Genomic DNA, 25224 nt, shown 5'->3' with positions numbered 1-25224 from the left:
CCCCCAGCGGAATTAACGACCGCCCATAATGGCGATGTAATCCTGCGTCCAGCGACTGTAAGGAACGAATTTTCCACCTTCGGCAATCGGCGTTTTCCAGAAGGCAATTTTGTCGAAATAACTATAGCCGTTGGTTTCACAGCCTTTTTCACCCAGTAACGGGCTGGCTTTACAACCTTCAGGCACTACTGGCAGAGAACCAAACCAGGCCGCTACGTCGCCCTGTACTTTCGGGGTTAATGACCAGTTCATCCATTTGTAAGCACAAACCGGGTGTTTCGCTTCACTGTGCAGCATGGTGGTATCAGCCCATCCGGTAACCCCTTCTTTTGGGAAGACCGTGGCAATTGGCTGACCTTCGCCTTTCAAGGCGTTAGCCTGATAAGGCCAGGCGCTTGACGCTACCACGCCTTCGTTTTTGAAATCGCTCATTTGCACGGTGGTATCGTGCCAATAGCGATGGATCAGCGCGTGCTGATCGCTCAGGACTTTGATCACCGCCTGATACTGTTTTTCAGTGAGCTGATAGGGATCGGTAATACCCAACTGCGGCTGAGTGGCTTTAACGAATAACGCGGCATCGGCAATATAGATCGGGCCATCGTAGGCCTGAACGCGCCCTTTATTGCTTTTCCCATCCTCAAGTTTTTGCTCAACAAACACCACGCTCCAGCTATCCGGCGGCGTTGGGAAAATTTTGGTGTTATACATCAGCAGGTTTGGTCCCCACTGGTACGGTGTGCCATAAACTTTTCCGCCAACGTTAAACCATTCGCCTTTTACCACGCGTGGATCGATGGTTTTCCAGTTAGGGATCAGCGCGGTATTAATTGGCTGAACGCGTTTTCCCATAATCAGGCGCAGTGAGGCATCACCAGAAGCGGTAACCAGGTCGTAGCCGCCTTTTGCCATCAGGCTGACCATTTCATCAGATGTGGCTGCCGTTTTGACATTAACCGCGCAGCCGGTATCTTTCTCAAACTGTGAGACCCAGTCATATTGTTTATCGGTTTGCCCACGTTCGATATAACCCGGCCAGGCAATAATATCCAGGCGGCCTTCCGGTTTATCTAATGATGTGGGGGGTTCGGCTGCCTGCGCAGTCATCAGCGTCATACTGAGTGCGCACAGGCTACTGAGGGCAAACTGCTTGCTCATAACGTCTTACTCCTGTCTAAAAAATATTGAGCGGCAGCCTTGCCGTAAATATATGTCCTTTTCTAAAAATAGTCGGGGTGTTGTAAGCGTTCCTGCTGGCGCAAGGAAATTTAATCAGGTTGTGAGCTAACGCTCATTACGCTACAGACTTTGACCAGGGGGTAATCTTCTGGAGTATAGACAAGGAGTTAGACGCAGAGGTGGCAATAGCATTAACTATTGATATTTTGTATGGACGCACCCGATATAAATAATACCGTGGTTCGGCATTCACTATTTCGAAAATAAGAACACGCTATTCATTTATATTGAATAGCGCGTTATGGTTTATTTCATCATTTCACGAATTAATTTACCAAGCTGTTTTACGGCCTGCTCTTCGCGATCTCCCCAGTGCCATGCAGTATTAAAACGAAAAAAACATGTCCAGCTTCCCGAGGTCGAGAACATTTTCCCCGGCGCAATACTGATGTGGTGTGCCAGCGCATGGGTACTGAGCACACCGGCATCAAGCGGTTCCGGCAGCTCCAGCCACAGAAAATAACCGCTGTCGTTGTGGTGAATTTTGACTTCCGCCGGAAGATGACGCAGCAGCGTTTGCCAGGCCTGTTGTTTACGTTCCGCCAGTTGCCGACGCAAGCGCCGCAGATGCGCGTCATAGCGCCGGGTTGAAAGATAATCAACAAGGGCAAGCTGCATGGGTGAACTGGTAGATAAGGTGCTCATTAGCTGGAGTCGCTGAATACGCCGGGCATGTTTCCCTGCTGCTACCCAGCCAATACGAAATCCTGGCACCAGGCACTTCGAGAAAGACGAACAATGCAGAACACTGTCGGCGCGATCCCAGGCTTTGGCAGGCAACGGTTTTTCGCGGCCAAAGTACAACTCGCTGTAAACATCATCTTCAATCAACATTACGTGGTATTTTTCCAGCAAGGCGACCAGACGCGCCTTTTTCTCTGCGCTGAGCGTAAAACCCAGTGGGTTTTGGCTGTTGGTCATTAGCCAGCAGGCTTTTACCGGGTACTCCTGCAACGCCTGCTCCAACGCAGCAAGATCGATCCCCTCTTTAACGTCGGTGGCCACCGACAACGCCTTCAGACGTAATCGTTCCAGGGCCTGCAACGCCCCGTAAAAACAGGGGTTTTCGACAATCACCCAGTCACCCGGTTCAGTGACCGCTTGCAGGCTCAGATTAAGGGCTTCCAGCGCGCCGGTGGTGATGACGATTTCGTCAGGTGAAATGGTCATCCCCTGTTGAGCATAGCGACGGGCAATGGCATGACGCAGCTCAGCATTCCCCGGCGGCAGGTTTTCAATCACGCTCATGGCGGTGGCAGTTTTACTCACCTGCGCCAACGAGCGATTCAACTGCTGAAGTGGAAACAGCCGCGGGTCGGGGAATGCGGAGGCAAAGGGCATCACTGACGCATCCCGGCTGGCCTGCAACATATCAAAAATGTAGGTATTGATATCCACCGCTTCATCGCGCATGACCTGCACCTGCGGCGCTGCCAGTTCACGTTCCGGGCGCGCGGCGACATAATAACCCGATTGCGGTCGGGCGATAATCCGCCCCTGGCTTTCCAGCAACTGGTATGCGTGTCCGACAGTCATAAAACTCATTCCGCTGCTGACCACCTGCTCACGCAAAGATGGCAAGCGATCGCCTGGCTGCCATACGCCAGACGCAATTTGATCGCGAATTTGCTCTGCCAGTCGCTGGTACTTTTTCATTTTTCGTCCTGATTACCGGTGTCGGTGACAACCACTGTATATATCAGTTTACATAATCAGGGTGTTATTTATAACTGTTATAGTTAACAGTTTTACAACATCGTTAATGACAGTTCTTTGCCTAAGGCGCGTATTTCAAGAAGAGAACGCTATTCAATAACAGGAATCAAGCTTCCAGATTTCATATCAGCGAGTGCAACTTATAACAGCGCTGCAACTGTTATGGTTAAAAAGAACTGTTCTGTTTCTGCCTTCCATTGCTCCTCAGACTTAGAATTGCGCTAAATCAATTTTGCCTGCGGAGTTAAGCATGTTCGGTCTTGACGCGTTTCACCTGGCAAGGATCCAGTTCGCGTTTACGGTATCCTTTCACATCATCTTTCCGGCTATTACTATCGGACTCGCCAGTTATCTGGCTGTGCTTGAAGGGCTATGGCTAAAAACGAAAAACCCCACCTGGCGATCGCTTTACCATTTTTGGTCGAAAATATTCGCCGTAAATTTTGGTATGGGTGTCGTTTCCGGGCTGGTGATGGCTTATCAGTTCGGCACCAACTGGAGTGGTTTTTCCGAGTTCGCCGGGAGTATCACTGGACCGTTACTGACCTATGAAGTATTAACCGCCTTCTTCCTCGAAGCTGGTTTCCTTGGGGTGATGTTGTTTGGCTGGAATCGGGTTGGTCCAGGGCTTCATTTCTTTGCCACCTGCATGGTCGCACTGGGTACCATTATTTCAACCTTCTGGATCCTCGCCTCCAACAGCTGGATGCAGACACCGCAAGGCTATGAAATAGTTAACGGCCAGGTCGTTCCCGTCGACTGGTTCGCCGTTATTTTCAATCCTTCATTCCCCTATCGTCTGCTGCATATGTCGGTTGCCGCCTTCCTGAGCAGCGCGTTGTTTGTTGCCGCCTCTGGGGCATGGCATTTGCTGCGCGGGAATAACACACCAGCAATTCGAGCGATGTTTTCGATGGCGCTGTGGATGACATTAATCGTCGCTCCACTGCAGGCCTTGATTGGCGATATGCACGGTTTGAATACGCTGAAGCATCAGCCGGCAAAAATTGCTGCGATTGAAGGACACTGGGAAAATCGCCCCGGTGAACCGACTCCGCTGCTGTTGTTCGGCTGGCCGGATATGGAGCAGGAACGCACCCGCTATGGGCTGGAAATCCCGGCGCTGGGCAGTCTGATCCTGACCCATAGTCTGGACAAACAGGTCCCGGCCCTAAAAGAGTTTCCTAAAGAAGACAGGCCCAACTCCACCATGGTGTTCTGGTCGTTTCGCATAATGGCCGGGCTAGGCATGCTGATGATCCTGCTGGGTACTTTTGCCCTGTGGCTGCGCTATAAGCAGCGTTTATTTACCTCGCGCCCTTTCCTGCGCTTTGCCTTGTGGATGGGTCCTTCCGGTCTGATTGCCATCCTTGCCGGTTGGGTGACCACTGAAGTTGGCCGTCAACCGTGGGTGGTTTACGGTCTGCAACGTACGGCGGATGCGGTTTCTGCACATGGCGATTTACATATGAGCATCAGCCTGCTGTCTTTCTTTGTGGTGTACAGCTCAGTGTTTGGCGTGGGTTACAGCTATATGATCCGCCTGATCCGTAAAGGGCCACAGGAAGATGACCCGACCATTCCGCCGACAGGCACACCTGCACGGCCGCTTTCAGCCGCCGTCCTCGATTCTCAACCGGAGGCACACCGCTAATGGGTATCGATTTATCAGTTATCTGGTTTGTGATTATCGTCTTCGCCACGCTGATGTATATCGTGATGGACGGTTTTGATCTCGGGATTGGCATTTTATTCCCAGCGATTCAGGACGCTGACGATCGCGATGTGATGGTCAACAGCGTCGCCCCGGTATGGGACGGCAATGAAACCTGGCTGGTGTTGGGCGGAGCCGGATTATTCGGCGCTTTCCCCCTGGCCTATGCGGTGATTGTCGATGCGCTGACGATCCCGTTGACCCTGATGCTAATCGGCCTGATTTTTCGCGGCGTCGCGTTCGAGTTTCGCTTCAAAGCCACACCTGCGCACCGACCATTCTGGGATAAAGCCTTTCTCGGCGGTTCAATCCTCGCGACATTCACGCAAGGTGTCGTGGTGGGTGCCGTACTCAACGGATTTTCCGTTACCGGACGCAGCTACAGCGGCGGTCCTTTCGACTGGTTGACCCCGTTCACGTTGTTCTGCGGCATTGGTCTGGTCGTGGCTTACGCCCTGCTGGGGGCGACATGGCTGGTGATGAAAAGCGAAAATCCGTTGCAGCATAAAATGCGCAGTGTGGCCAAAAAACTGCTGCTGGCAATGTTGGTTGTGATTGCCATTATCAGCCTGTGGACACCACTGGCACATAGCGCGATTGCCGAGCGTTGGTTTAGCCTGCCCAACCTGTGGTTTCTGATGCCGGTTCCGCTGCTGGTTGCGCTTATCAGTCTCTGGCTGTGGCGTTCGCTGGGGCAACATAACTGCCATACGCTGCCTTTTGTATTGACACTGGGGCTGATTTTTCTCGGGTTTAGCGGGCTGGGGATCAGTATCTGGCCACATATCATTCCACCGTCTATTACGCTCTGGCAGGCAGCGGCTCCGGCACAAAGTCAGGGCTTTATGTTGGTTGGCGCACTGCTGATTATCCCGATAATCCTGGTGTACACCTTCTGGAGCTACTACGTTTTCCGCGGCAAAGTTCAACATGGTGAGGGGTATCATTGATGCAACAAACAATCTGGAAACGCCTGATGTGGCTGGTGATCCTCTGGGGGGGCAGCGTGCTGGCCCTGGCCGCCGTTGGTATGTTCTTTCGTCTCCTGATGACAGCTGCCGGATTTAAGTCCTGATACTCTCCTTGCAAACAACCGGGCTGCACTGTATTGCCCGGTTGTAACAAATCCCAACACTGGCTAAACAAATATGTAAAAAACATCGAAATGGCAAAACAGAGATTGTCATTAACCCGATTAAAATATTGAATAGTCACCTGGCGAAATTATCGCCAATTCCGCAGCTAACGTACCAGAGGGTGCATGATGTTTAAGAAAGGGTTAACGGTGTTATTGCTGGCCAGCGCGCTTTTTTCCGGTCAACTTTTCGCTACTAATCAGGGACATGAATATCTTCAGGTGCAGGATGCCGATCATTTACTACGACACACGGCCGACAGCGATGAGTTGCGAGTGACGGCGGAAGAATCCGCCGCCGATCTTCGTGAACACCATCACTGGCAAAAATCACGCAAACCCGATACACATCTGAGCTAACGATTAACCTTTGCGCTTCGGCAGTGTCTTCATCAGTTCTTCTGGACTGACCGAAGCCACGACGCTGCCGGGCAACGGCATCTTCAGAATGTGATGTTTCATCTTGCCGATCACGTGCATTTCGCACGGTCGGCAATCAAATTTCAGCGTCAGGACTTCATCGCCGTTAACCAGTTGCATCGGTGTTGCTTTCCAGCTTTTGATGTTACCTTTCGCCTGTTTCGGGCACAGGTTAAAGGCGAAACGCAGGCAATGTTTGGTGATCATCACCGGCACTTCGCCCTTTTCTTCATGAGCTTCATAGGCTGCATCAATCAACTGAACGCCATAACGGTGATAAAACTCACGCGCTTTTTGGTTGTAGACGTTAGCCAGGAAACTCAAGTGCGTTTGTGGATAAACCGGCGCTGGCTGAGATACCGGTTTGCGGCTACCGCGCTGATAGCTTTGCAGGCGTGCTGCATCCAGCATATCAACGGCTTCACGCCGGAACTGATTTAGTTGACCGTTTGGCACAAACAGCGCGCCCGGCAGATTCACCTGAATATTACGGACGTAGTACATCGTCTGACCAAGTTTTGCCAGTCCGTCCTGTAGGTTACTCAACGCTTTTTCCGCATTGTTCGCTTCCTCAAACTGGCCGTCCAACGTATGGGTGATACTCACGCCCTCTTCACTGGTGAGCGTCAGAATCAACTGCTCCTGCCAGCCGCCGAGCTCAATATCGATCGCAACACGGCGTTCGCTGGAAGTTTTTGTTAACGCTTGCTGCCAGTTATGATCGAGGTTGCGATTCAGCGGATGATGCGGACGCACTTTGTGCAGGTCGGCGGGCATTTCATTCGGCCATACCCGATAACGATTGTTCCCCGTTTTTTCCACGGTGTTGGCGCGGAATCCAACAACCTCGCGTTTGATTAACACGTTCAGGCCATCCCCGTTTGCCAGCGGTTCAGTCACCTCAACATCGAGATGATCTTTCGCCACCTTCAGGACTTCGCCGACCGGCAAACCGATAAACTTTGGCGAGTCGAATGCGCCGATATCCCCTTTACGGGCATTCACAAAATAATCGGTGCTGCCGCGATGGAAGGTTTTCTCTGTGGATGGGATAAAGAAATGTTCGGTACGTCCCGCTGATGAACGGGCCAGATCGCCGCGTTCTTCAATGATGGCGTCGAGCATCTGGCGATAATGCGCGGTAATATTCTTCACATAACTCATGTCCTTATAGCGCCCTTCAATTTTGAAGGAACGCACACCTGCGTCAATCAACGCACCCAGGTTGGCGGTCTGATCGTTATCTTTCATCGACAGCAGATGTTTTTCATAGGACACCACGCGCCCCTGATCGTCTTTCAGGGTATACGGCAGACGGCAAGCCTGGGAACAGTCGCCGCGGTTAGCGCTGCGCCCGGTTTGCGCATGTGAAATATAACACTGTCCTGAATAGGCAACGCACAGCGCACCGTGAATGAAAAACTCAATGGTCGCATCGGTAGCCTGATGGATAGCGTTAATCTGCTCAAGGCTCAGTTCGCGCGCCAGCACAATCTGGGTGAATCCCACATCAGATAGAAACTTAGCCTTCTCAACGCTGCGAATATCGCACTGGGTGCTGGCGTGCAGTTCAATGGGAGGAATATCCAGTTCAAGAATCCCCATATCCTGCACGATCAGAGCATCAACGCCGGTCTGATACAGATCGGTAATTAATCGTTGTGCGGACTCCAGCTCATCATCATGCAAGATCGTATTTAGCGTCACAAAGATTTTTGCCCCGTAACGATGGGCAAAAGGCACTAATTCGGCAATATCTTTCAGGCTATTACTGGCGTTATGACGCGCGCCAAAACCTGGTCCACCAATGTAAACGGCGTCTGCGCCGTGCAAAATAGCTTCGCGCGCAATGGCGGTATCCCGAGCCGGGCTTAACAATTCAAGGTGATGAGGCTGCTGGCGCATACAGTTGTTACCATCCACAAGCGGTAAAAATGGCGGTTATTGTAGTCACAAGCGCGGCGTTTCGGAATAGTTTTCCCGATTAACTGCGCGGGTAATGGATCAGCGAATGAAAGTGCACCGTTTGCTCGCTACTGTTACGGTAGCTATGTGCCGTATCTCCGGCGAAACGGACACCCTCACCGGATTTAAAGGTGCGCCACTGCCCCTCAATACACATATCCAGCAGACCACTAATCACCACCACGTGCTCAATTACGCCCGTTTCATGCGGAGTAGATTCACTGAGCGCGCCGGGTGCCAGCAGTATCGAAAAATGATCGAAGCACAGTTGCGGATCCCACGGGAACAACGGCGTGACGACCATCGCCTGCTGCTGGGGATCGAATGTTAGCGTGCCGTCTGACTCTGGTGGTGAAATAAACGTTGAAAACGGGACGTTCAGTCCAGTGGCAATTTTCCACAATGTTGCCACCGTTGGACTGGATTCGTTGCGCTCAATCTGCCCCAGCATCGCTTTTGAGACGCCAGTTTCCTCCGCCAGACGCGAAAGGCTCCATTCACGCTGGTGACGTAGCGTCTTGAGCGTTGTGGCCAGATAGTGGGTTAAGTTGTCCATTTTTCTCCTTCGTCGCTCTCCTTTCTCGGGGCTACAGCTTAGCACTTGTACGCTATAACGCACAGTGCTACAGTAACTGACCGTTATAACGCACGCGGAGTTGCTATGCGCACATTTTCCATCCCCCTGCCTACAGTTTTGTCGGGTTTTGTGGCGGTCCTGGTCGGCTACGCCAGTTCAGCGGCCATTATCTGGCAAGCGGCGCTCGCCGCAGGTGCGACGACCGGACAAATCGCAGGCTGGATGACCGCACTTGGGCTAGCAATGGGGGTCAGTACGCTGGCGCTGACATTATGGTATCGCGCCCCTGTACTCACCGCATGGTCAACGCCTGGTGCCGCGCTGCTGGTGACGGGCCTGCAAGGGGTATCGATTCAGGATGCTATCGGTGTTTTTATCGTAGCTAATGCGTTTATTGTGCTGTGCGGTATAACCGGGCTGTTTGCTCGCCTGATGAAAATTATTCCCCACTCGCTGGCATCAGCCATGCTGGCCGGGATCTTGCTGCGTTTTGGTTTGCAGGCGTTCAATAGCCTGAACAGTGAGCTTATCTTGTGCGGCAGCATGCTGCTGGCGTGGTTAGTACTAAAAGTGATTGCCCCACGGTATGCCGTAATCGCCGCAATGTTGGTAGGCATAGCTATCGCCCTGGTTAAAGGTGACATTGTCACCGATGGTGTTAATCTGTCACCGGTGTTGCCAGCGTTTATTGCCCCACACTTTTCATTAGCCCACAGTATCAGCATTGCGCTACCGCTGTTTCTGGTTACTATGGCTTCACAAAATGCCCCAGGTATTGCGACCATGAAAGCATCTGGATATTCGTTACCCGTTTCACCCCTGATTGTTTTTACGGGTCTGCTGGCACTGCTATTTTCGCCGTTTGGCGTCTATTCCATCTGCATCGCCGCCATAACCGCCGCAATTTGCCAAAGCCCCGAAGCCCATCCAGATGCAAATCGACGCTGGCTTGCCGCAGCGGCAGCGGGTGTCTTTTACATTCTGGCTGGAGTGTTTGGCGGTTCGGTCACAGGACTGATGGCAGCCCTCCCCGTAAGCTGGATCCAGATGCTTGCTGGTCTGGCATTACTCGGCACGATTAGCGGTAGTTTATTTCAAGCCTTACATAATGAAGCAGAACGCGATGCGGCCATCGTGACTTTTCTGGTTACGGCCAGTGGTCTGACGGTATTTAGCGTTGGGTCTGCATTCTGGGGGCTGGTCGTCGGCGGTATTTGCTACTCAGTGTTGACATTATTTCGCCGCGCGTAGCTGCGTTGGCGTTTTACCCGTCACTTGTTTAAACCGGTTACTGAAATGGCTCGCCGAACTGAACCCACAGGCCATTGCAATATCCGACAGGCTGCGTGATGAATAACAGACCAGTTGCTGCGCCAGCGCCATACGGCGTTGCATGACGTACTGATGAGGCGCCATATTCATCGACTGGCGAAACATTCTGGCAAAATGGAATTCACTTAGCGCTGCCTCGCTTGCCAGATCGCTCAACGTTATGGGATACGCCAGATGTGCTTCAATATAGGCCAGCACGTTGCGCAATGTGGCAGGCGCAAGCCCTCCAGTGACAACGGGAAGTCGCCATTGCACATTGCTGTAATGCTGGATCAGATGCGTTAACAGTAGTGAAGATGCCGCGCTAAGCGTGAGGTGATTGGCCGGTTGCTGCCAGTCGTTACCAAGCAAAAACTGACGGTAAACCGCCGTGATCCCCGGGTCACTGCCAAACGTATGCTCGTCCAGCGTGAAACTATAGGGGCTTTTGTCCCAAACTTTTTCACCCACTTCTCGCAAATGCGCGTCCGTACAATAGAGATGCACAAAGGAAAGATCGTCACGAATATCCCAACTGGACTCACTCTCTTTCGGCATCAGGCAAAAACGGTCTGGTCCCCCGCCATTCTTCCATCCTCCCGCCGTCTTGTGGTAACTCTCGTAACCATCTGCGATGTATAAACTGAGCGTATGGTGATCGCAATATTGGGTGATGGTATCGCGCTTGTTCGACCAGGCCGCCAGTTGGATCCCTGAATGTAACGCAACCGATTCATGCAGCACGGCATTATGTTTGCGCAAGTTTTCAAAGGCACCGTAGGGCTGAGACATACCATCACATTCAAAATAAGTTAGCAGGCTTTCAGTCTATATCAGCTACATATCGTTAACAGCTGCCTTTTCACTATTACGCTAAAAAAAGCGCAAGATTTTGCAAGTACACCGCAAGCCGATGAAAGTCTCCTGCATTCCGTCGTGACACAGTGTAAGTCTGACGACAAAAAGAGAGAGTTGTATGAACGCACTGTTGTACTGCCTGGTGGTGGTTATTTGGGGAACGACATGGATTGCGATTTATTTGCAGCAAGGTCCGGTTTCTGCACCGGTTTCTATCTTTTGGCGCTTCGCAGTTGCCAGCTCGGTGATGATAGTGATCCTGTTGCTAAGCGGTAAATTACGCAAACTGTCTGGCCGCGATCATCTGTTTTGTCTGTTACAGGGCGGATGCGTTTTTTGCTTTAACTTCTGGTGTTTTTATACGGCTGCGGCGTGGATTAATACCGGCCTGGAGTCGGTGATTTTCTCGATGGCCGTCCTGTTCAATGCAGTTAATAGCTTCATCTTTTTTGGGCAAAAACCACCGCTGCGCTTCTATATTGCAGCGGGTCTGGGACTGACGGGCATCGTGACTCTGTTTTGGCAGGATTTGCTCAACAGCGGGTTTAATCATTCACTGTTACTGGGCATCGGTTTGAGCGCTCTGGGAACCTTCGGCTTCTCACTGGGCAATATGATCAGTCTGCGTCACCAGAAAAAAGGGTTAGAAGTGTTAACGACCAACAGCTGGGCCATGCTGTACGGCACATTGCTGATCGCGGCCATTGCGCTGGTGCGCGGCGACAACTTCACGCCACAGTGGACATTCAGCTATCTTAGCGCGCTGTTATATCTGGCTATTTTCGGCTCAGTGATTGCCTTTGGCGCTTATTTCACGCTGGTAGGTCGCATTGGTCCCAGTAAGGCGGCATACAGCACGCTGCTGTTCCCGCTGGTGGCGCTGACGTTGTCAACATTGTATGAAGGATACATCTGGCAAGTTAATGCGATTGCCGGATTGGTGTTGATCTTACTGGGAAATCTGGTGATGTTTGCCCGACCGGAAGCATTGATGGGTAAAATACTCTATCGTCGTCGTGTGGCATAAAAAAACGCACCATCCTGAGATGGTGCGTTCATCATTTTTATTGTGGTTTTTTGTTCACATCAAACATGGAGGCATCGGTCGCCATGTCATCAACAACTTTCTTCAACGTTTCGAACGCCATCGGCGTGCTTTCGTTGTTCAGGTCTTTACCTTCACCCTTACGTACAACTTTAATCACCGGTTTATTGGTCGCTGCATCAATCAACTCACCCTCGAAATAGAGGTTGGTATCCATGGTACGGTGACCCGTCGCCATTTGCGTTCCTGCAACGAGCAGTGCAACCGGGACCACTTCATAGAACTGCAGTCCTTCTTTGCTGGTCGCTACACCGGTAATCGCCCCGCGGAAAATCAGACTACGTGGCCCTGGGGTTGTAACCAGAGGTTTACGCTGACCGATCGCCGTTTTCAACTTCGTATTGGTATAGGTCAGTAATTGATCAAGAACCTGCTGCCCTACCTGCGTAGTAGGTTTAGGAACCGGATAATACGTTACCGGGTTATAAACAATGTTGTCATATTTGGATTCGTTGTAGCTCGGGTCAACCCAACGGAGTACCGTTTGTCCCGATGCTGATTTTGTTTCCTTCAGATCAGAGTAATTTTTTAAAAACCCAGAATATTTATCCGGCTCGGTCACTTTTGACGCACAGCCGGATAATGCCAACAAGCCAGTAAGCACTGCAACTTTAAATAAAGTTTGAGTACGCATGAAACGATCCCTTTAGTTTTCGCAATGATGCCTAAAAAGGATAGCAAAACAGTTTCATTTTGGATGTACTAAAAATGGTAAGCACCGCACAATTTTATCTCTGCGCTCAGCACAAAAAATGCTGAACGCAGAAAGAGTTAACCCAAACGGGAGGTTCAGGAAGTTTTGCGTGCCAGCATGGTGGCAAAGCGCAGTTTAATTCGATTACCGTTTTCATCTGTACGATGAAGTTCACCTACGTCTTCGTTATATTTCAGCAGATCCCACCCACTGTAATAGTTGCGTAATTCTCCGGTTTTAAACGCGAACGGAAAACCTACTGTGCACGGAAAATCATCAGTATCCATCGCTGCGACGATTAAGTTATATCCACCCGGTTTAGTACAACGTTGCATATTCTCAATAAGGCCAGGGATCGTTTTAGCTTCAAGGAACATCAGTACAACGGTAGAAAGAATAAAATCGTATTCACCCTCAAAACGTAACGCATTAAGGTCAGCGACCTTCGCGTTGAGGTTGGTCAGCCCCTCAGCCGCTTTGATGCGCTCAAGGTTAGCGATGCTCATTGGGTTTTTATCCCATGCGGTAACGTCATAGCCGTTTGCCGCCAGGTACAGGCTGTTTCGGCCGTTACCGCAGCCCAGATCTAACGTTTTACCTGGTGCAACCACTTTTGCCGCTTCAACGACATCGGAATGCGTACGGGTTAAATCATATTTTTCAGTAAAGTAGTTTTCGTCGCAAAGGGTCATTATTTATCCTCAGATTTCAGTAATGCAGCACGCTCCGTGCGGATGAGCAGTTTCCCCTGCATCAGCAATGCAAACGTACGTATCAGTAATAATGCAATGATAAAATTGGTAAAAATAAACAGTGGGATAGACAGAGTATGAAAAAATCCTGATTCACTGCCGTGTCCAAGATGCAATCCCGTTGTCGCCAACGCAGACACGCCAAACGAGAAGCTCCAGAAAGACGCATTAAATGGCTGTGACAAATACCACGGCATAAGGCGTAGCATGAACAGAAGTTGCAGCAGACCATAACCAAATAGCATTTTAGCTAACGTATCCCCCTCGCCGCCGTTGACGCTAAGCCAGGCGCTACAGGCGACCAGCGCGGGTGCCAACTGTATACCAAGTGAAGTACGTAAAACCGTCGGTAGTTCACCGCAGCTACGTAAACGCTGCAGAATCACCGGCTCCAGGCTAAGCCAGGAAAATACCCCGGCGCCCAAAAACACCAACCCGGCATCGTTGAACCCAAGTGCACCACAGGCCATGGCGCTGATAAAGTTATTGGCAACGGTCGGCAGATACAGACCCGGCGTGGTGGCCTCTTCCGGATGCTCGCCGCGCCACAGCCCTGCCGTTTGCCAGGCGGCGTACGCCAGCTGTATCACCACGCCAATGCTGAACAATCCTAGCGCCAGCGGTCGATACCAAGGTACAAAACCAATCGCGACCAGCATCGTTGTTGCTGGAAACAGACTGACAAAACTGCTCATCACCGGATGACGAATTTCCGCCAGTACGCTGTGCGGAAAACGTAGTAAGCGATTCACAAATGCCAGCGTCAGCAATCCCCAAATGACCATTGCGAGGATCACTAAGCCATCACCAATCCAGTGGCTCACCGGCCACACCTGGCTGGCGTAGCGCCACGCAAATCCCATCCCGATGGTACCCAGTACCATGCCAAAATAACCAGCCGGAAGATTGAGGACCCGTTCACTCTGTTTGTTCTTACTCATTTTGTTTATTTTTTAAAGTATATTTGAAATGCATTTTATGGAATATCTGCCGGTTTAGCCAGTGCAGAAAACTTTGCTACGTTTAACTAAGGTGCGCAACATGGAAATGAGCTATGACCAAATACCGTCTAAGCGATGAATCTCGCTCCTTTAGTTACCTGGATAATGGCAATAAAAAAAGTGTATTACTACGCCAAATCATCGCACTCATTGATTTTAATGATGTTAGATCCGGTACGCTCGGTGGCTGGATTGATGATGAAAGCGTTCTGTCGCAAAGCGGTAATTGCTGGATATACGATGAGAATGCGCTCGCGTTTTCCGGCGCGACGATAACCGGAGACGCCCGTATTACACAGGCAAGCGTGGTCAGAGATGGCGCGCAGATTGGTGATGCCGTCTGGATTGACCGAGCAGAAATCAGCCATAACGCGCAAATACGTGACAACGTCACCATTCAGGATTCTGTTGTTCGCGGTGAGTGCCTCATCTGCGGTGATGCACGCATTGTGTGTGACTCTGAAATCATTGCGGCCAGAGGGTTAACCCGTGAAAGCGACCAGCTCCTGCAAATTTACGAGCGGGCGGCAGTCAGCAATTCACGCGTGGTCCATCAGGCGCAAATCTATGGCGATGCGATGATCAATTATGCTTTTATAGAACATCGGGCTGAAGTTTTTGATTTTGCACGGATAGAAGGCAACGAAGAGAATAATGTCTGGATCTGCGATTGCGCCAAAGTCTATGGGCATGCACGCGTCATCGCCGGAACGGATGAAGACGCCATTCCTACCCTGCGCTACAGCTCGCAGGTGGCGGAACACGCGGTGGTTGAAGGTAACTGCGTGCTGAAACACCACGTGCTGGTTGGGGGGCATGCGCAATTACGTGGCGGACCGCTACAGCTTGACGGTCACATCCTTATTGAAGGCTATGCCTGTATTCTGGGTGAAGTGCTGATCGAGCATCATATTGAGATAACCGATCAGGCCCAAGTTGAAGCCTTTGATGGCGATGCGATTCATCTGCGCGGGCCAAAAGTGATCAACGGCGAACAACGTATCACGCGCACCCCTATCGCCGGTTTATTCTGAAGAACCATCAATGATGCGGGCGTAGAGATTCACGTCATGGTAATCGCCATTAAGGAATTCCGCCTGTTGCATACATCCTTCCAGTCGGAAGCCATTGCGCAGTGCAACCTGGTTGCTCCTGACGTTATCTACACGACATTTAATCACGAAACGGCGAATCTCCTGGCGCTGCGCATAATGACGAATCATTGCCTGTAGCGCCTGAGACAGAATGCCTTTGCCCTGGTGCTCTTCGTCCAGCCAGTAACCAATATAAGCGGCTTTGTTCAGCGGCTCTATCTGGTTAAACGAGATAACGCCAGCCACCTCCCCTTGTTCGAAAATAAGGAACATTTTGGCGTAGCCGCGCTGATGCAACATCATATTCCCCTGCACGTTTTTGCGCGTGTCGTCCTCAGATTCGACAAACTGCGGCCAGTTCAGTGACTGTTGGAGCCAGGTTTTATTTTTAAGCACCAACTGATGCAGAGGGGTGACGTGTTGTTCTTCTACCGCCCGCAGTTCCAGCGCGTCACTAACGATAATTATTTCTGACATGTTTATCTCCTTTGCGATCGTAAACGGGGCATTTCTGACTGGCAGTAGCCGATATTACTCTGTTTAGCACCGAGGATGTCTTATTTTTATGCTGTAACAGCAATCACTTAGAAAGAATCTCTGGCGTGGAACCCGTTACTCTGGTGATCCGGGTATCCCCTCATGGATAGACCGTAATGATGACAATAACACTTTCATTCTATTGCTAAGGAGCAAGCATGGCAGCACCTTTGGGTCGTTTAGCACTTATTCCGCTTTTACTGATTACCGCCTGTCACCAACCTGTTTCCACCACGCAAGCAGGCCCCGTTCCCTTTGCGGTCAATAAGCAACAGGTTGTGGATAATACCACGCTGGAAATTTCCCGCAGCGCGCTGGAATATAACATCCATAAAGTTCAGCAACTGCTGGGAGATAAAACCCGGATGTGCGCCATTCTTAAAGGCGACGCGTACGGCCACGATCTCTCACTGGTAACGCCGGTGATGATGCAAAACGGCGTGCAATGTATTGGCATCGCCAGTAACGAGGAAATCAGTACCGTTCGCCAGTCAGGCTATACATCGCAGCTCATGCGCGTGCGTAACGCGACGGAAAAAGAGATGCGCCAGGCGGCGGATTTCGATACCGAAGAGCTTATCGGTAATCTGGATATGGCTAAGCGTCTAAGTGCAATCGCTCAGGAGAAAGGTAAAACTATTCGTATCCATCTGGCGCTGAACTCTGGCGGTATGTCGCGTAACGGTCTGGAAGTCAGTACCGCCGCAGGTCTGGAAGAAGCACGCGCTATTTCCGCATTACCCGGCCTGAAAATTGTCGGCATCATGTCGCATTTCCCGGAAGAAGATGCGGCAGTGGTAAAACGCGATCTGGCCCGTTTCAATACGCAATCAGCCCAGGTATTGAAAATTACCGGGCTTAAGCGCGAAGATGTCACCCTGCATGTCGCGAATACGTTCGCTACCCTGACCGTTCCAGAATCCTGGCTCGACATGGTGCGTGTTGGCGGTATTTTCTATGGCGATACCATCGCCAGCACCGAATACAAACGCGTCATGACGTTTAAATCTGCCATCGCGTCGGTAAACCATTACCCCAAAGGAAACACCGTCGGGTATGACAGAACCTATACCCTTAAACGTGATTCCGTTCTGGCCAATATCCCGACAGGTTATGCCGATGGTTATCGCCGTGTGTTCAGTAATGCGGGGCACGTGCTGATCCGCGGCCAGCGGGTTCCGGTACTGGGTAAAACATCCATGAATACCGTGATCGTCGATGTAACCGATTTGCCGCAGGTTGCATCCGGTGATGAAGTGGTGCTGTTCGGTAAACAGGGAAATGCGCAGGTTAGTGCAGAAGAAGTCGAAGAAATTAGCGGCGCGTTGTTCACTGAAATGTCGATCCTCTGGGGGGCGACGAACAAACGCGTGATGGTCGATTAACACCTAAAACAGGAAGGGCTTCCGTTTCTCGCAGGAAGCCCTTTTACACAGCAAGCGCCGTTCTACTTAGCTCTCACTGACACTCTCTTTTTGCAATATTTTGAGCAGATCTTCCTTCAGGTGGAGTTTCTGTTTCTTAAGACGAACAATGTCCAAACTATACCCCCGACCATCCGAACCTTCCAGTCTGGAGATCTCATGATCAAGGCTGTTGTGTTTTTCGAATAAGGACAGAAAGCGAGGGTTCTCGGATTTCAGTCGGGAAATAAGGTCTCTGTATTCTGGAAACATACTTTCTCCCTGTTAGTGGACAAGAACGTGTATAAGAAATACACACCCACAGAGTACCCATTTGCTATACAGAAAAATGCGAACAGGATCGAGTAAATAGTGTACAGAGTCGTTACGAGGATGAATGCAGATACGGCTCCCCATCAGGAGAGCCGTAAAGGGCGTGATTAACGCATCTCGCGGTCGTCAACGTACTGACGTTTATCCGGCGCTGGCGGGAAGTACTGATACAGCCAGGTTTCGCTGATGGCGTCACCCTGACAACGCAGGAACATACGCATATCTACCGGATCGGTTGAGTCAGAAGTCGGATACCAGTCAAACTGAATGCGATAACCGTCGATAGGCTCCACGTAGAGGATCTCAATCTGTTTCGCTTCACCGCTGGAGAGCGTAATCACCGGTTCAATGCCTTTCGGCGCAGCCGCTTTTAGATCGCCACCAACGAAGTCAACGGCAAAACGACGCGCCCATTTTTCCGGGTAATGCTCGCCCGGTGCCCATCCTTCCGGGAAGCCGCCCATACCTGTCCGGGTCGCCATCACGCGAGCCAGCGGTGAACGCACCGGCGGTTGAGCGCTCCAGTACAGGCGATATTTGAATTCCAGCTCATCGCCGGCTTTGATCTTCTTGTCCGGCTGCCAGAAGCAGACAACGTTATCCAGCGTTTCGCCGGTCGTCGGGATCTCCATCAAACCGATGGTCCCCTTGCCCCACTGGTTGCGCGGTTCGACCCACAGACTTGGGCGCTTGTTATACCAGCCCATGATGTCCTGATAATGGGAGAAGTCGCGATCGAGTTGCAGCAAGCCAAACCCTTTCGGGTTGTTATCGGTATAGGCGTTGAACTGCAGCTTTTGCGGGTTATTCAGCGGACGGCAGATCCACTCGCCATTGCCCCGCCACATCGCCAGACGATCTGAGTCATGGATTTGCGGGTGAATAGTGTCGCACATCCGACGCTCATTGTTGCCGCAGCTGAACATGCTGGTCATCGGCGCAATGCCGAGCTGCTTGATGTCTTTGCGCGCATAGATGTGGTTTTGTACATCCATAATCACCTGCGTTTTCTCACAGTGGATCACGAACTTGAATGCGCCGGTTACGCTTGGGCTGTCGAGAAGCGCATACACGGTAAAAGAGGTTGCGCCCGGTTTAACCGTTTCGAACCAGAAAGAGGTGAAATCAGGAAACTCTTCTTTACTGTCGGTGTAGGTATCTACCGCCAGACCACGGGCCGATAAACCGTACTGATAGGTGTCATCCACGGCGCGGAAATAGCTGGCGCCCAGGAAAGAAACGACATCGCGGCGGGCCAGTTCTGGCGCTTTAAACACGCGGAATCCAGCGAATCCGAGGTCAGTCTGCCCTTCCAATTGTTTGGTATCCACACCCGCGTCGTTGTATTTAAACAGTTCCGGACGGAAGTGAATTTCACGCGCCATATGCGTACTACCATCAACCGAGAACATGCGTACACGACGACGGAAGCCCATTCCCACGTGGAAGAACTGCGCATCAAGCTGACGATTTTCAACGTTGTTCCACAGAGACTGCTCTGCGTCATATTGAATGCTGTTGTAGGCCTGCGGCGTCAGTTTTGCCAGCGTATCCGGTAACGCGCGCGGTGCGCCGCCCCAGGGTTTCTGTGCTAAGTCATGGGCCATCGATTGCAGAACGGAAAAATCAAAACGTACGGTTTTTCCGTCTGCAATGTCAGACTCTGCCGCAAAGGCGGCGCGGGAAAAGAGTGATGCAATACCACTGGTTCCGCACACGGCGGCCATTGCCATTGAACCTTTAATAAATCGTCTGCGATTCATGCCTGAAAGTGAGTCCTTCTGGTCGTGTAAATGGTCCCGCGCCGGTCAAAATCAGCGGCAAGAGAGTGCACATTTCTGACCGCTCACTCTAGACAAAATTCATTAATAATCCAATTGTTGGTCGCCGATTATCTGTACAAAATCGAAAATATTTTATGTCGATGGGAACAGACCGAATCCCATGTAAATTCCATTAAAGTAAACCACACCGACGTTTACTTCGCTCTTGAGCCTCCTGATACAGCGCAAACTCATCATAAACCGCGCAACCCAGCGCCTGTTCAAACGCGTCGCGGCTGGAATTTCCGTGGCTGCGAGCTTGTGTTTCATTACCCAAATTGGACTGGAAAATTCCTGCGGCGCTCACCGGTAAAAAATCTTCGTAGGTGATGGGTTGCGCAACCAGCCAGCCCCGTTCAATAAGCGGCTGCGGATCGTCATCCGGGCGAATCGCCTGCCGATGCGCTTCACCCGATGGCGTCAGACGATAGCGGAACCAGGCTAGCCCCTGCTGGCGCAGCAGGAATTCGCTGTCCGGGAAGGCTTTGAACACCTCCTGAAGATGTAGCTGGTGCGTCAGATTGTCTTTCCCCGTTCCCGCTTTATTCAGCAATTCGTCGTACAACGCTCTACCTTTCGGCGTCAGGGCCACGCCGCGCTGTTCGATTTCACCAAAACGTGCCGTGTGAGTGCCGCGCATTTCACCGGCAAACAACACCGGTTCTTCCAGCGCTTTGAAACTGGTCTGACGCAATAAAATGGGCACCTCGCGGCGCGGCGGCCCTTCAATCAGTATTTTGGGCTCAATGCCGCATTCCGGCATCATCGACTGCACCCGGTCAATATCCAGCGTTCGCGGTGTCAGATGGTTGATATGACAACCGGGGAAGCACACTACATCAGCAATCAGCCGATGTTCGTTATGTAATGCGTGATAGGTCTCTTCATCGACCGTGGCGTGCTGATGCCAGCGGAATGTTTCCAGCGCTTCATGCACAAACTCTTGCGCCTGTTCAGTTGTAAAACTGCCCTGCGCATCAAATTCATCCAGCAGCTCGTGGCAACGGCGAGTGAAAATATCGCGTTTCGCGAGGATCTCAGCGGCTTTTTGCCGCAGCGCGGCGTTTTCGATTAGTTCGAGCCGTAATAACGAGGTGAATACCCGAAACGGGTTGCGCGATAGCGAGGCATCGTCGATGGGACGGAAGGCTGTGGAATGTACTGGGACGCCCGCCTGGGAGAGATCGTAATAACTCACCGGATACATGCCCATAACGGCAAACATCCGGCGCAGCGTAGAAAGCTCCTGCGCGGTACCCACTCGAATGGCGCCATGACGCTCAACGTTTAGCCGGGCCAGTTCATCCGCATTCGCCAGTTTTTCATGCAGCGTCGGATTATTTTCCAGTACCGCCAGATTCACATCAGCGACAAGTTCCAGCAACGTGCCGTACTGCGGGACTTCCTGCTGGTACATTGCTGACATTGCCTGCGAAAATTGTTCCCGAATCTCATCTGCCGTGATGGTGTTCGCCATAATGTCATGCCTCCAGTGAATATTACCTGGAGTGTAGAAAACGCCGCTGACTCCGGTGGGAAGAATTTACAAAGTGTGACCCCGCGTAAACTTCCCACCCATACAAAAGATGAACAGTACCTACTGGCGTGGTTTCAAATGACTTTCCAGCCAGGGCAGCATCTGTTTTTTACGGCTAAGCATACCTTCTACCTTGCAAGGCTGCGGGATGTCTGAAAGTTCTGATCCAGCAAACCACAGGCTGGTGTCACCCAGATTGATGTCAGTGAGCATCAGCACGACTAACGCAGCATTCTTTTCTTCTGCATAGCTCGCCATTTCCTGTCGGAGATCGTCCAGCACCGCATCCACCTGTTGCAGCGCATACAGTTCAAGCTGCGCTACACAGACTGAATGTCCATGGATGGTGAAGGTTTTAATGTCTTTCTGCAGAAGTTCGCGGGCGCTCATCCCTTCAACGCTTGTTTTGGCTGACAGCAGGTCGCGGCTGAAAGCGTCAAGATCCACTCCGGTTTTTTGGGCCAGCGCATCAACCGCCTGACGATCGTCAGAGGTGGTCGTTGGTGAACGCAGCGTGACAGTGTCACTCAATACAGCACCGAGCAGTATAACAGCCTCAGAGGAAGATAACTGGTTGCGTTCATCCTCCGTCATCAGTTGCCACAGCAGGGTTGCGCTACTGCCGACGGGCTTCACCCACACTTCCGGTGGCAGACGGGTGACTAACCCACCGAGTCGGTGATGATCGATAATTCCCACCACGTTACTTTCGGTCAACGATTCCGGCCCCTGGGTAGGCTCGGTGAAATCGACCAGCCAGACATCACGATCGGTCAGTTCAAACGCCAACCGTTCAGGCATCGTCAGCCCCGCATGCTCAAAGATAAACTGCGTTTCGCGGTTAGGCTCGCCCAAACGCCATGCCGTCGCCTGCTGGCCACGTAAACTAAGCCAACGCGCCGTCATTGCGGCGGTGCAGATGGCATCACTATCGGGATTAAGGTGCCCTATTACATGTATCATTCATCAGTGCCTTGTGAAGAGAAATCGTTCAAAAGTAAACAATCACCAAAGTATAACGACTGGGCACACTCCCTTCCATGATCCCACTCCCCAGCAATGCTGTACAAAACATAAGCAAAATAAATCAGTTGTAAGTAAAACATGATAAATGTTAATAATATTTTGCTATCAGGTTATCAAAAACAAACAACTTTACTTGTCACCGATACGACTCTGTTTTTAACATCGCTTATGGAAAAAAATGTTCTGTTCAATCAGCGCATTCGCTTGCGCCACCTTCATACTTTTGTCGCCGTTGCACAGCAGGGAACGTTGGGGCGCGCGGCTGAGACCCTTAACCTGAGCCAACCGGCTCTCTCCAAAACGCTAAATGAACTGGAGCAACTGACCGGGACCCGGCTCTTTGAGCGTGGCCGCCTTGGCGCGCAGTTAACGCTGCCCGGAGAACAGTTTCTTACCCACGCGGTAAGAGTGCTGGATGCGCTCAACACCGCCGGACAAGCGTTAAATCAGCGCGAAGAGTCGCAGAGTGATGTAGTACGGATCGGGGCCTTACCCACCGCGGCACTGGGCATTCTGCCTGCGGTAATTGGTCCTTTCCACAAGCAGCAAATGGAGACCACGCTACAGGTCGCCACCATGAGCAATCCGATGATTCTGGCAGGTTTAAAATCCGGGGAAATCGACCTTGGCATTGGTCGCATGGCCGATCCAGAATTGATGGTCGGTCTGAATTATGAATTGTTGTTTCTGGAATCACTTAAACTGGTCGTGCGCCCTAACCATCCGCTGTTGCAGGAAACCATCACGTTAAGTCGGGTAATGGAGTGGCCGGTGGTGGTTTCGCCAAAAGGAACCGCACCTCGCCAGCACGCAGAAGCATTGTTGCAAAGTCAGGGTTGTAAAATGCCGCCAGGCTGCATTGAAACACTGTCAGCATCGCTTTCCCGCCAGCTGACGGTTGATTACGACTATGTGTGGTTTGTCCCTTCAGGCGCGGTTAGAGAAGATTTACGCCAGGCGACGCTGGTGTCGTTGCCGATACCTACCCACGGGGCGGGCGAACCCATCGGTATTCTTACCCGTGTCGATGTGCAACTCTCTCAGGCCGCGCAGATCCTTATCGCCGCAATACGCAAAACCGTACCGTTTTGATACCAAAAATTAAGGGACCATCAGGTCCCTTAATTTATTGTTAAAACGTTTCCCAGTTATCGCCACTGGCCGTTGCCGTCTGCGGACGTGAAGGGTCAGGCGTAGTGGTCACGAAAGCGCGTTTAATCGCGCTTATTCCTCTTAAACGAAACGTGCCAACGGCTTCCGTTAAGCGTGCAGCCTGCTCTTCCAGAGACGCCGCCGCAGCCGATGCTTCTTCAACCAGCGAGGCATTTTGCTGCGTAACCTTATCCATTTCTGATATCGCCTGGCTCACCTGTACGATGCCCCGGCTCTGCTCATCAGAAGCCGCCGCAATTTCTAACATAATGTCGGTGACGCGTTTTACCGCATCGACAATATCCGTCATCGTATTGCCCGCCGCGACGACTTCTCCGGAGCCCTGGTCAATCAGTCGGACCGATTCGCTGATCAATCCTTCAATCTCTTTTGCCGCCTGAGCGCTGCGGCTTGCCAGCGTACGGACCTCACTGGCGACCACGGCAAATCCACGCCCCTGCTCTCCTGCCCGCGCTGCCTCTACCGCCGCGTTCAGCGCCAGGATATTGGTCTGGAAAGCAATGCTATTAATCACGGCTGTGATTTCGGAGATTTTCTTCGAGCTCGTTGAGATATTGCCCATGGTTTTCACCACGCCAGAAACCATCTGACCGCCCCGACTGGCCTTGCCGGACGCATCTTCCGCCAGCTTGCTTGCGTGATGCGCATTGTCGGCGTTTTGCTTCACCGTGGCCGTCAGCTCTTCCATGCTGGCTGCCGTTTGTTCAATCGCCGCAGCCTGTTGTTCAGTACGTGAAGACAGATCGGTATTACCCGCCGAAATCTCACTGGTACCGCGGTAGATTTCTTCCGCGCCCTGACGTACCGTGCCCACCGTTTTCCCCAACGATCGTTGCATTGCCTGTAGGTGACGGCTCAGGCGACCAATTTCGCTACGCCCGGTCGGTTCATCTTGCATCGTCAGATCGCCCGCGGAAATTTGCTCAATACGCTTGGCCGCGCGTAACAGAGGATGAATGACCGTGCGGCGCAGAACAATGAACGTCATTACGGTCAGCGCCAGCGCAAGAACGAATGCACCCAGCATAAAAGCCATGCCGAGTTGTGTACGCTGATGCGCCTGTTCGCTTAACTGGTTCGCCCTTGCGGTACGAATGTCGATCGCTTTTAACAATACCTTATTGTAAGCAGAGTCCAGCGGTCGGGCCTGTTCATTTTCATGGTTGATGATCGCTTCAAACATGCCGTTTTTAGCGTACTTCAGCATGGGCTGTAAGCCGTCGGTATAGGCTTTGAAGCTGGCGCTCAGTTCAGCATCTAGCGCTTCATCAGCAGACGTTTTTACCGCACGCGACATATACGCGTTAAAACCGTCCTGCGACTGCTTGATCCGTTTTTCGGCCTCGGCAATATTGGCCTTCATGTCATCCATTTCGGCGATACGGCTCGCCGCGCCGGCGTGGATCATATTGATACGTGCGGTGCGTAAGTGGTTAGAGCTGTTAGATAACCCCATCCTGACCTGAATCTCATCGGTCACGTCGCGCTGATCGCGATCGGCCTGCATAAGAAAATAGCTTGCCAGCCCAGAACTTAGGGCGAACAGCAGGAGAATGCCACCGAGAATGGAGGAAAACAGCGGAACCAGCCGGATTTGATGCAGAAAGCCCAGTTGATGCTGGGCTTGCATCGATGTAGTGTTGTCCATGACCGTCGACTCTCTTGTAGGGTTTATGCGTGAAAACACGCCCGTTAGATAGTCATCGGCAATCCGGGAAGTTTACTTACCGTGAAAAGCGCCGGATTCGTCACACTTTCACAACATAATTCTAAAAAATTCAGGAAAGTGCCAGCGGTTAAATCCGCTGGCC

Annotated in this window: 23 protein-coding genes; 9 read left to right on the top strand and 14 right to left on the bottom strand. The window is 51.6% G+C overall.

The features are described from left to right. Positions 1–12 precede the first annotated feature (12 nt). Entirely contained in the window at positions 13–1158 is a 1146-nt protein-coding gene (ydcS, locus tag OGY06_RS03165) for a putative ABC transporter substrate-binding protein YdcS (protein ID WP_008784842.1), read from the bottom strand. 327 nt (positions 1159–1485) lie between these two features. After that, positions 1486–2895, bottom strand: a complete 1410-nt coding sequence (locus OGY06_RS03160) for an aminotransferase-like domain-containing protein (protein ID WP_126957591.1) — start codon at positions 2893–2895, stop codon at positions 1486–1488. A 310-nt stretch (positions 2896–3205) separates the two neighbouring features. Between OGY06_RS03160 and OGY06_RS03155 the strand changes: the two genes are divergently transcribed. The 4 genes from OGY06_RS03155 (at position 3206) to OGY06_RS03140 (ending at position 6164) form a co-directional block, all read left to right on the top strand. Beyond that, positions 3206–4609 carry a cytochrome ubiquinol oxidase subunit I gene (locus OGY06_RS03155; protein ID WP_003833142.1) on the top strand — a complete coding sequence of 468 codons (1404 nt, stop codon included), beginning with the start codon at positions 3206–3208 and terminating at the stop codon, positions 4607–4609. Further along, positions 4609–5619 (top strand): cytochrome d ubiquinol oxidase subunit II, encoded by a 1011-nt coding sequence (cydB, locus tag OGY06_RS03150; RefSeq protein WP_149280980.1) that lies wholly within the window; start codon positions 4609–4611, stop codon positions 5617–5619. Before OGY06_RS03155 ends, cydB begins: the two co-directional genes overlap by 1 nt. Continuing rightward, positions 5619–5744 carry a DUF2474 domain-containing protein gene (locus OGY06_RS03145; protein WP_003020230.1) on the top strand — a complete coding sequence of 42 codons (126 nt, stop codon included), beginning with the start codon at positions 5619–5621 and terminating at the stop codon, positions 5742–5744. Before cydB ends, OGY06_RS03145 begins: the two co-directional genes overlap by 1 nt. 189 nt (positions 5745–5933) lie before the next feature. After that, complete coding sequence (locus OGY06_RS03140) at positions 5934–6164, top strand: DUF2554 family protein (RefSeq protein ID WP_003020233.1); 231 nt, start codon at positions 5934–5936, stop codon at positions 6162–6164. 3 nt (positions 6165–6167) lie between these two features. Here OGY06_RS03140 and rlhA read toward each other — a convergent pair whose 3' ends face one another. Further along, positions 6168–8129 carry a 23S rRNA 5-hydroxycytidine C2501 synthase gene (rlhA, locus tag OGY06_RS03135; protein ID WP_206159552.1) on the bottom strand — a complete coding sequence of 654 codons (1962 nt, stop codon included), beginning with the start codon at positions 8127–8129 and terminating at the stop codon, positions 6168–6170. Between the two features lie 79 nt (positions 8130–8208). Next, positions 8209–8745, bottom strand: a complete 537-nt coding sequence (locus OGY06_RS03130) for a helix-turn-helix domain-containing protein (RefSeq protein ID WP_003833150.1) — start codon at positions 8743–8745, stop codon at positions 8209–8211. A 105-nt stretch (positions 8746–8850) separates the two neighbouring features. On the opposite strand from OGY06_RS03130, the gene OGY06_RS03125 reads away from it, so the two are divergent. Continuing rightward, the gene (locus tag OGY06_RS03125; protein WP_193134029.1) at positions 8851–10017 is read left to right on the top strand and encodes a benzoate/H(+) symporter BenE family transporter; all 1167 of its coding nucleotides are present in this window, start codon (positions 8851–8853) and stop codon (positions 10015–10017) included. Here the strand turns inward: OGY06_RS03125 and OGY06_RS03120 are convergent. Then, positions 10000–10869, bottom strand: coding sequence for an AraC family transcriptional regulator (locus OGY06_RS03120; RefSeq protein ID WP_003833154.1), 870 nt, complete (start codon positions 10867–10869; stop codon positions 10000–10002). The two genes, OGY06_RS03125 and OGY06_RS03120, sit on opposite strands and share 18 nt — an antisense overlap. A gap of 184 nt (positions 10870–11053) precedes the next feature. Here OGY06_RS03120 and OGY06_RS03115 point away from each other — a divergent pair, with 184 nt between their 5' ends. Beyond that, positions 11054–11962, top strand: coding sequence for a DMT family transporter (locus OGY06_RS03115; RefSeq protein WP_003833155.1), 909 nt, complete (start codon positions 11054–11056; stop codon positions 11960–11962). A gap of 37 nt (positions 11963–11999) precedes the next feature. Here OGY06_RS03115 and OGY06_RS03110 read toward each other — a convergent pair whose 3' ends face one another. The 3 genes from OGY06_RS03110 to tehA all read right to left on the bottom strand — a co-directional run bounded on the left by OGY06_RS03110 (position 12000) and on the right by tehA (position 14427). Next, the gene (locus tag OGY06_RS03110) at positions 12000–12674 is read right to left on the bottom strand and encodes a DUF3313 domain-containing protein (protein WP_003833157.1); all 675 of its coding nucleotides are present in this window, start codon (positions 12672–12674) and stop codon (positions 12000–12002) included. Positions 12675–12829: 155 nt separating this feature from the next. Beyond that, entirely contained in the window at positions 12830–13426 is a 597-nt protein-coding gene (gene tehB / locus OGY06_RS03105) for a tellurite resistance methyltransferase TehB (protein ID WP_003833160.1), read from the bottom strand. Next, the gene (gene tehA / locus OGY06_RS03100; RefSeq protein WP_003833162.1) at positions 13426–14427 is read right to left on the bottom strand and encodes a dicarboxylate transporter/tellurite-resistance protein TehA; all 1002 of its coding nucleotides are present in this window, start codon (positions 14425–14427) and stop codon (positions 13426–13428) included. Before tehA ends, tehB begins: the two co-directional genes overlap by 1 nt. A gap of 113 nt (positions 14428–14540) precedes the next feature. Here tehA and ydcK point away from each other — a divergent pair, with 113 nt between their 5' ends. Further along, complete coding sequence (gene ydcK, locus OGY06_RS03095; RefSeq protein ID WP_048235315.1) at positions 14541–15521, top strand: YdcK family protein; 981 nt, start codon at positions 14541–14543, stop codon at positions 15519–15521. On the opposite strand, the gene rimL is transcribed toward ydcK, so the two are convergent. Then, a complete protein-coding gene (gene rimL / locus OGY06_RS03090) occupies positions 15513–16058 on the bottom strand; it encodes a 50S ribosomal protein L7/L12-serine acetyltransferase (protein WP_148361937.1) in 546 nt (181 codons plus the stop codon). The two genes, ydcK and rimL, sit on opposite strands and share 9 nt — an antisense overlap. A gap of 218 nt (positions 16059–16276) precedes the next feature. On the opposite strand from rimL, the gene alr reads away from it, so the two are divergent. Continuing rightward, entirely contained in the window at positions 16277–17503 is a 1227-nt protein-coding gene (gene alr / locus OGY06_RS03085; protein WP_003833167.1) for an alanine racemase, read from the top strand. A 66-nt stretch (positions 17504–17569) separates the two neighbouring features. On the opposite strand, the gene OGY06_RS03080 is transcribed toward alr, so the two are convergent. The 4 genes from OGY06_RS03080 to OGY06_RS03065 all read right to left on the bottom strand — a co-directional run bounded on the left by OGY06_RS03080 (position 17570) and on the right by OGY06_RS03065 (position 22177). Further along, on the bottom strand, positions 17570–17794 hold the full coding sequence (locus OGY06_RS03080) for an HP1242/YdcH family protein (RefSeq protein ID WP_003833168.1): 225 nt from the start codon (positions 17792–17794) through the stop codon (positions 17570–17572). A 167-nt stretch (positions 17795–17961) separates the two neighbouring features. Continuing rightward, positions 17962–19617, bottom strand: coding sequence for a glucan biosynthesis protein D (locus OGY06_RS03075; RefSeq protein ID WP_047411098.1), 1656 nt, complete (start codon positions 19615–19617; stop codon positions 17962–17964). Between the two features lie 193 nt (positions 19618–19810). Continuing rightward, complete coding sequence (gene hglS / locus OGY06_RS03070) at positions 19811–21154, bottom strand: 2-oxoadipate dioxygenase/decarboxylase HglS (protein ID WP_003833171.1); 1344 nt, start codon at positions 21152–21154, stop codon at positions 19811–19813. Positions 21155–21274: 120 nt separating this feature from the next. Then, positions 21275–22177, bottom strand: coding sequence for a manganese-dependent inorganic pyrophosphatase (locus OGY06_RS03065; protein ID WP_003833173.1), 903 nt, complete (start codon positions 22175–22177; stop codon positions 21275–21277). A 231-nt stretch (positions 22178–22408) separates the two neighbouring features. Here OGY06_RS03065 and pcaQ point away from each other — a divergent pair, with 231 nt between their 5' ends. Beyond that, the gene (gene pcaQ, locus OGY06_RS03060) at positions 22409–23332 is read left to right on the top strand and encodes a pca operon transcription factor PcaQ (protein ID WP_149335293.1); all 924 of its coding nucleotides are present in this window, start codon (positions 22409–22411) and stop codon (positions 23330–23332) included. Between the two features lie 40 nt (positions 23333–23372). Here the strand turns inward: pcaQ and OGY06_RS03055 are convergent, their stop codons facing one another. Next, positions 23373–25061, bottom strand: a complete 1689-nt coding sequence (locus OGY06_RS03055) for a methyl-accepting chemotaxis protein (protein WP_286604659.1) — start codon at positions 25059–25061, stop codon at positions 23373–23375. Between the last annotated feature and the right edge of the window lie 163 nt (positions 25062–25224).

Source organism: Citrobacter sp. Cpo147 (assembly GCF_030332405.1).
Lineage (GTDB): Bacteria > Pseudomonadota > Gammaproteobacteria > Enterobacterales > Enterobacteriaceae > Citrobacter > Citrobacter portucalensis.
Note: the sequence above shows the minus strand (reverse complement) of the source record. Positions and strands in the feature narration are given on the sequence as shown.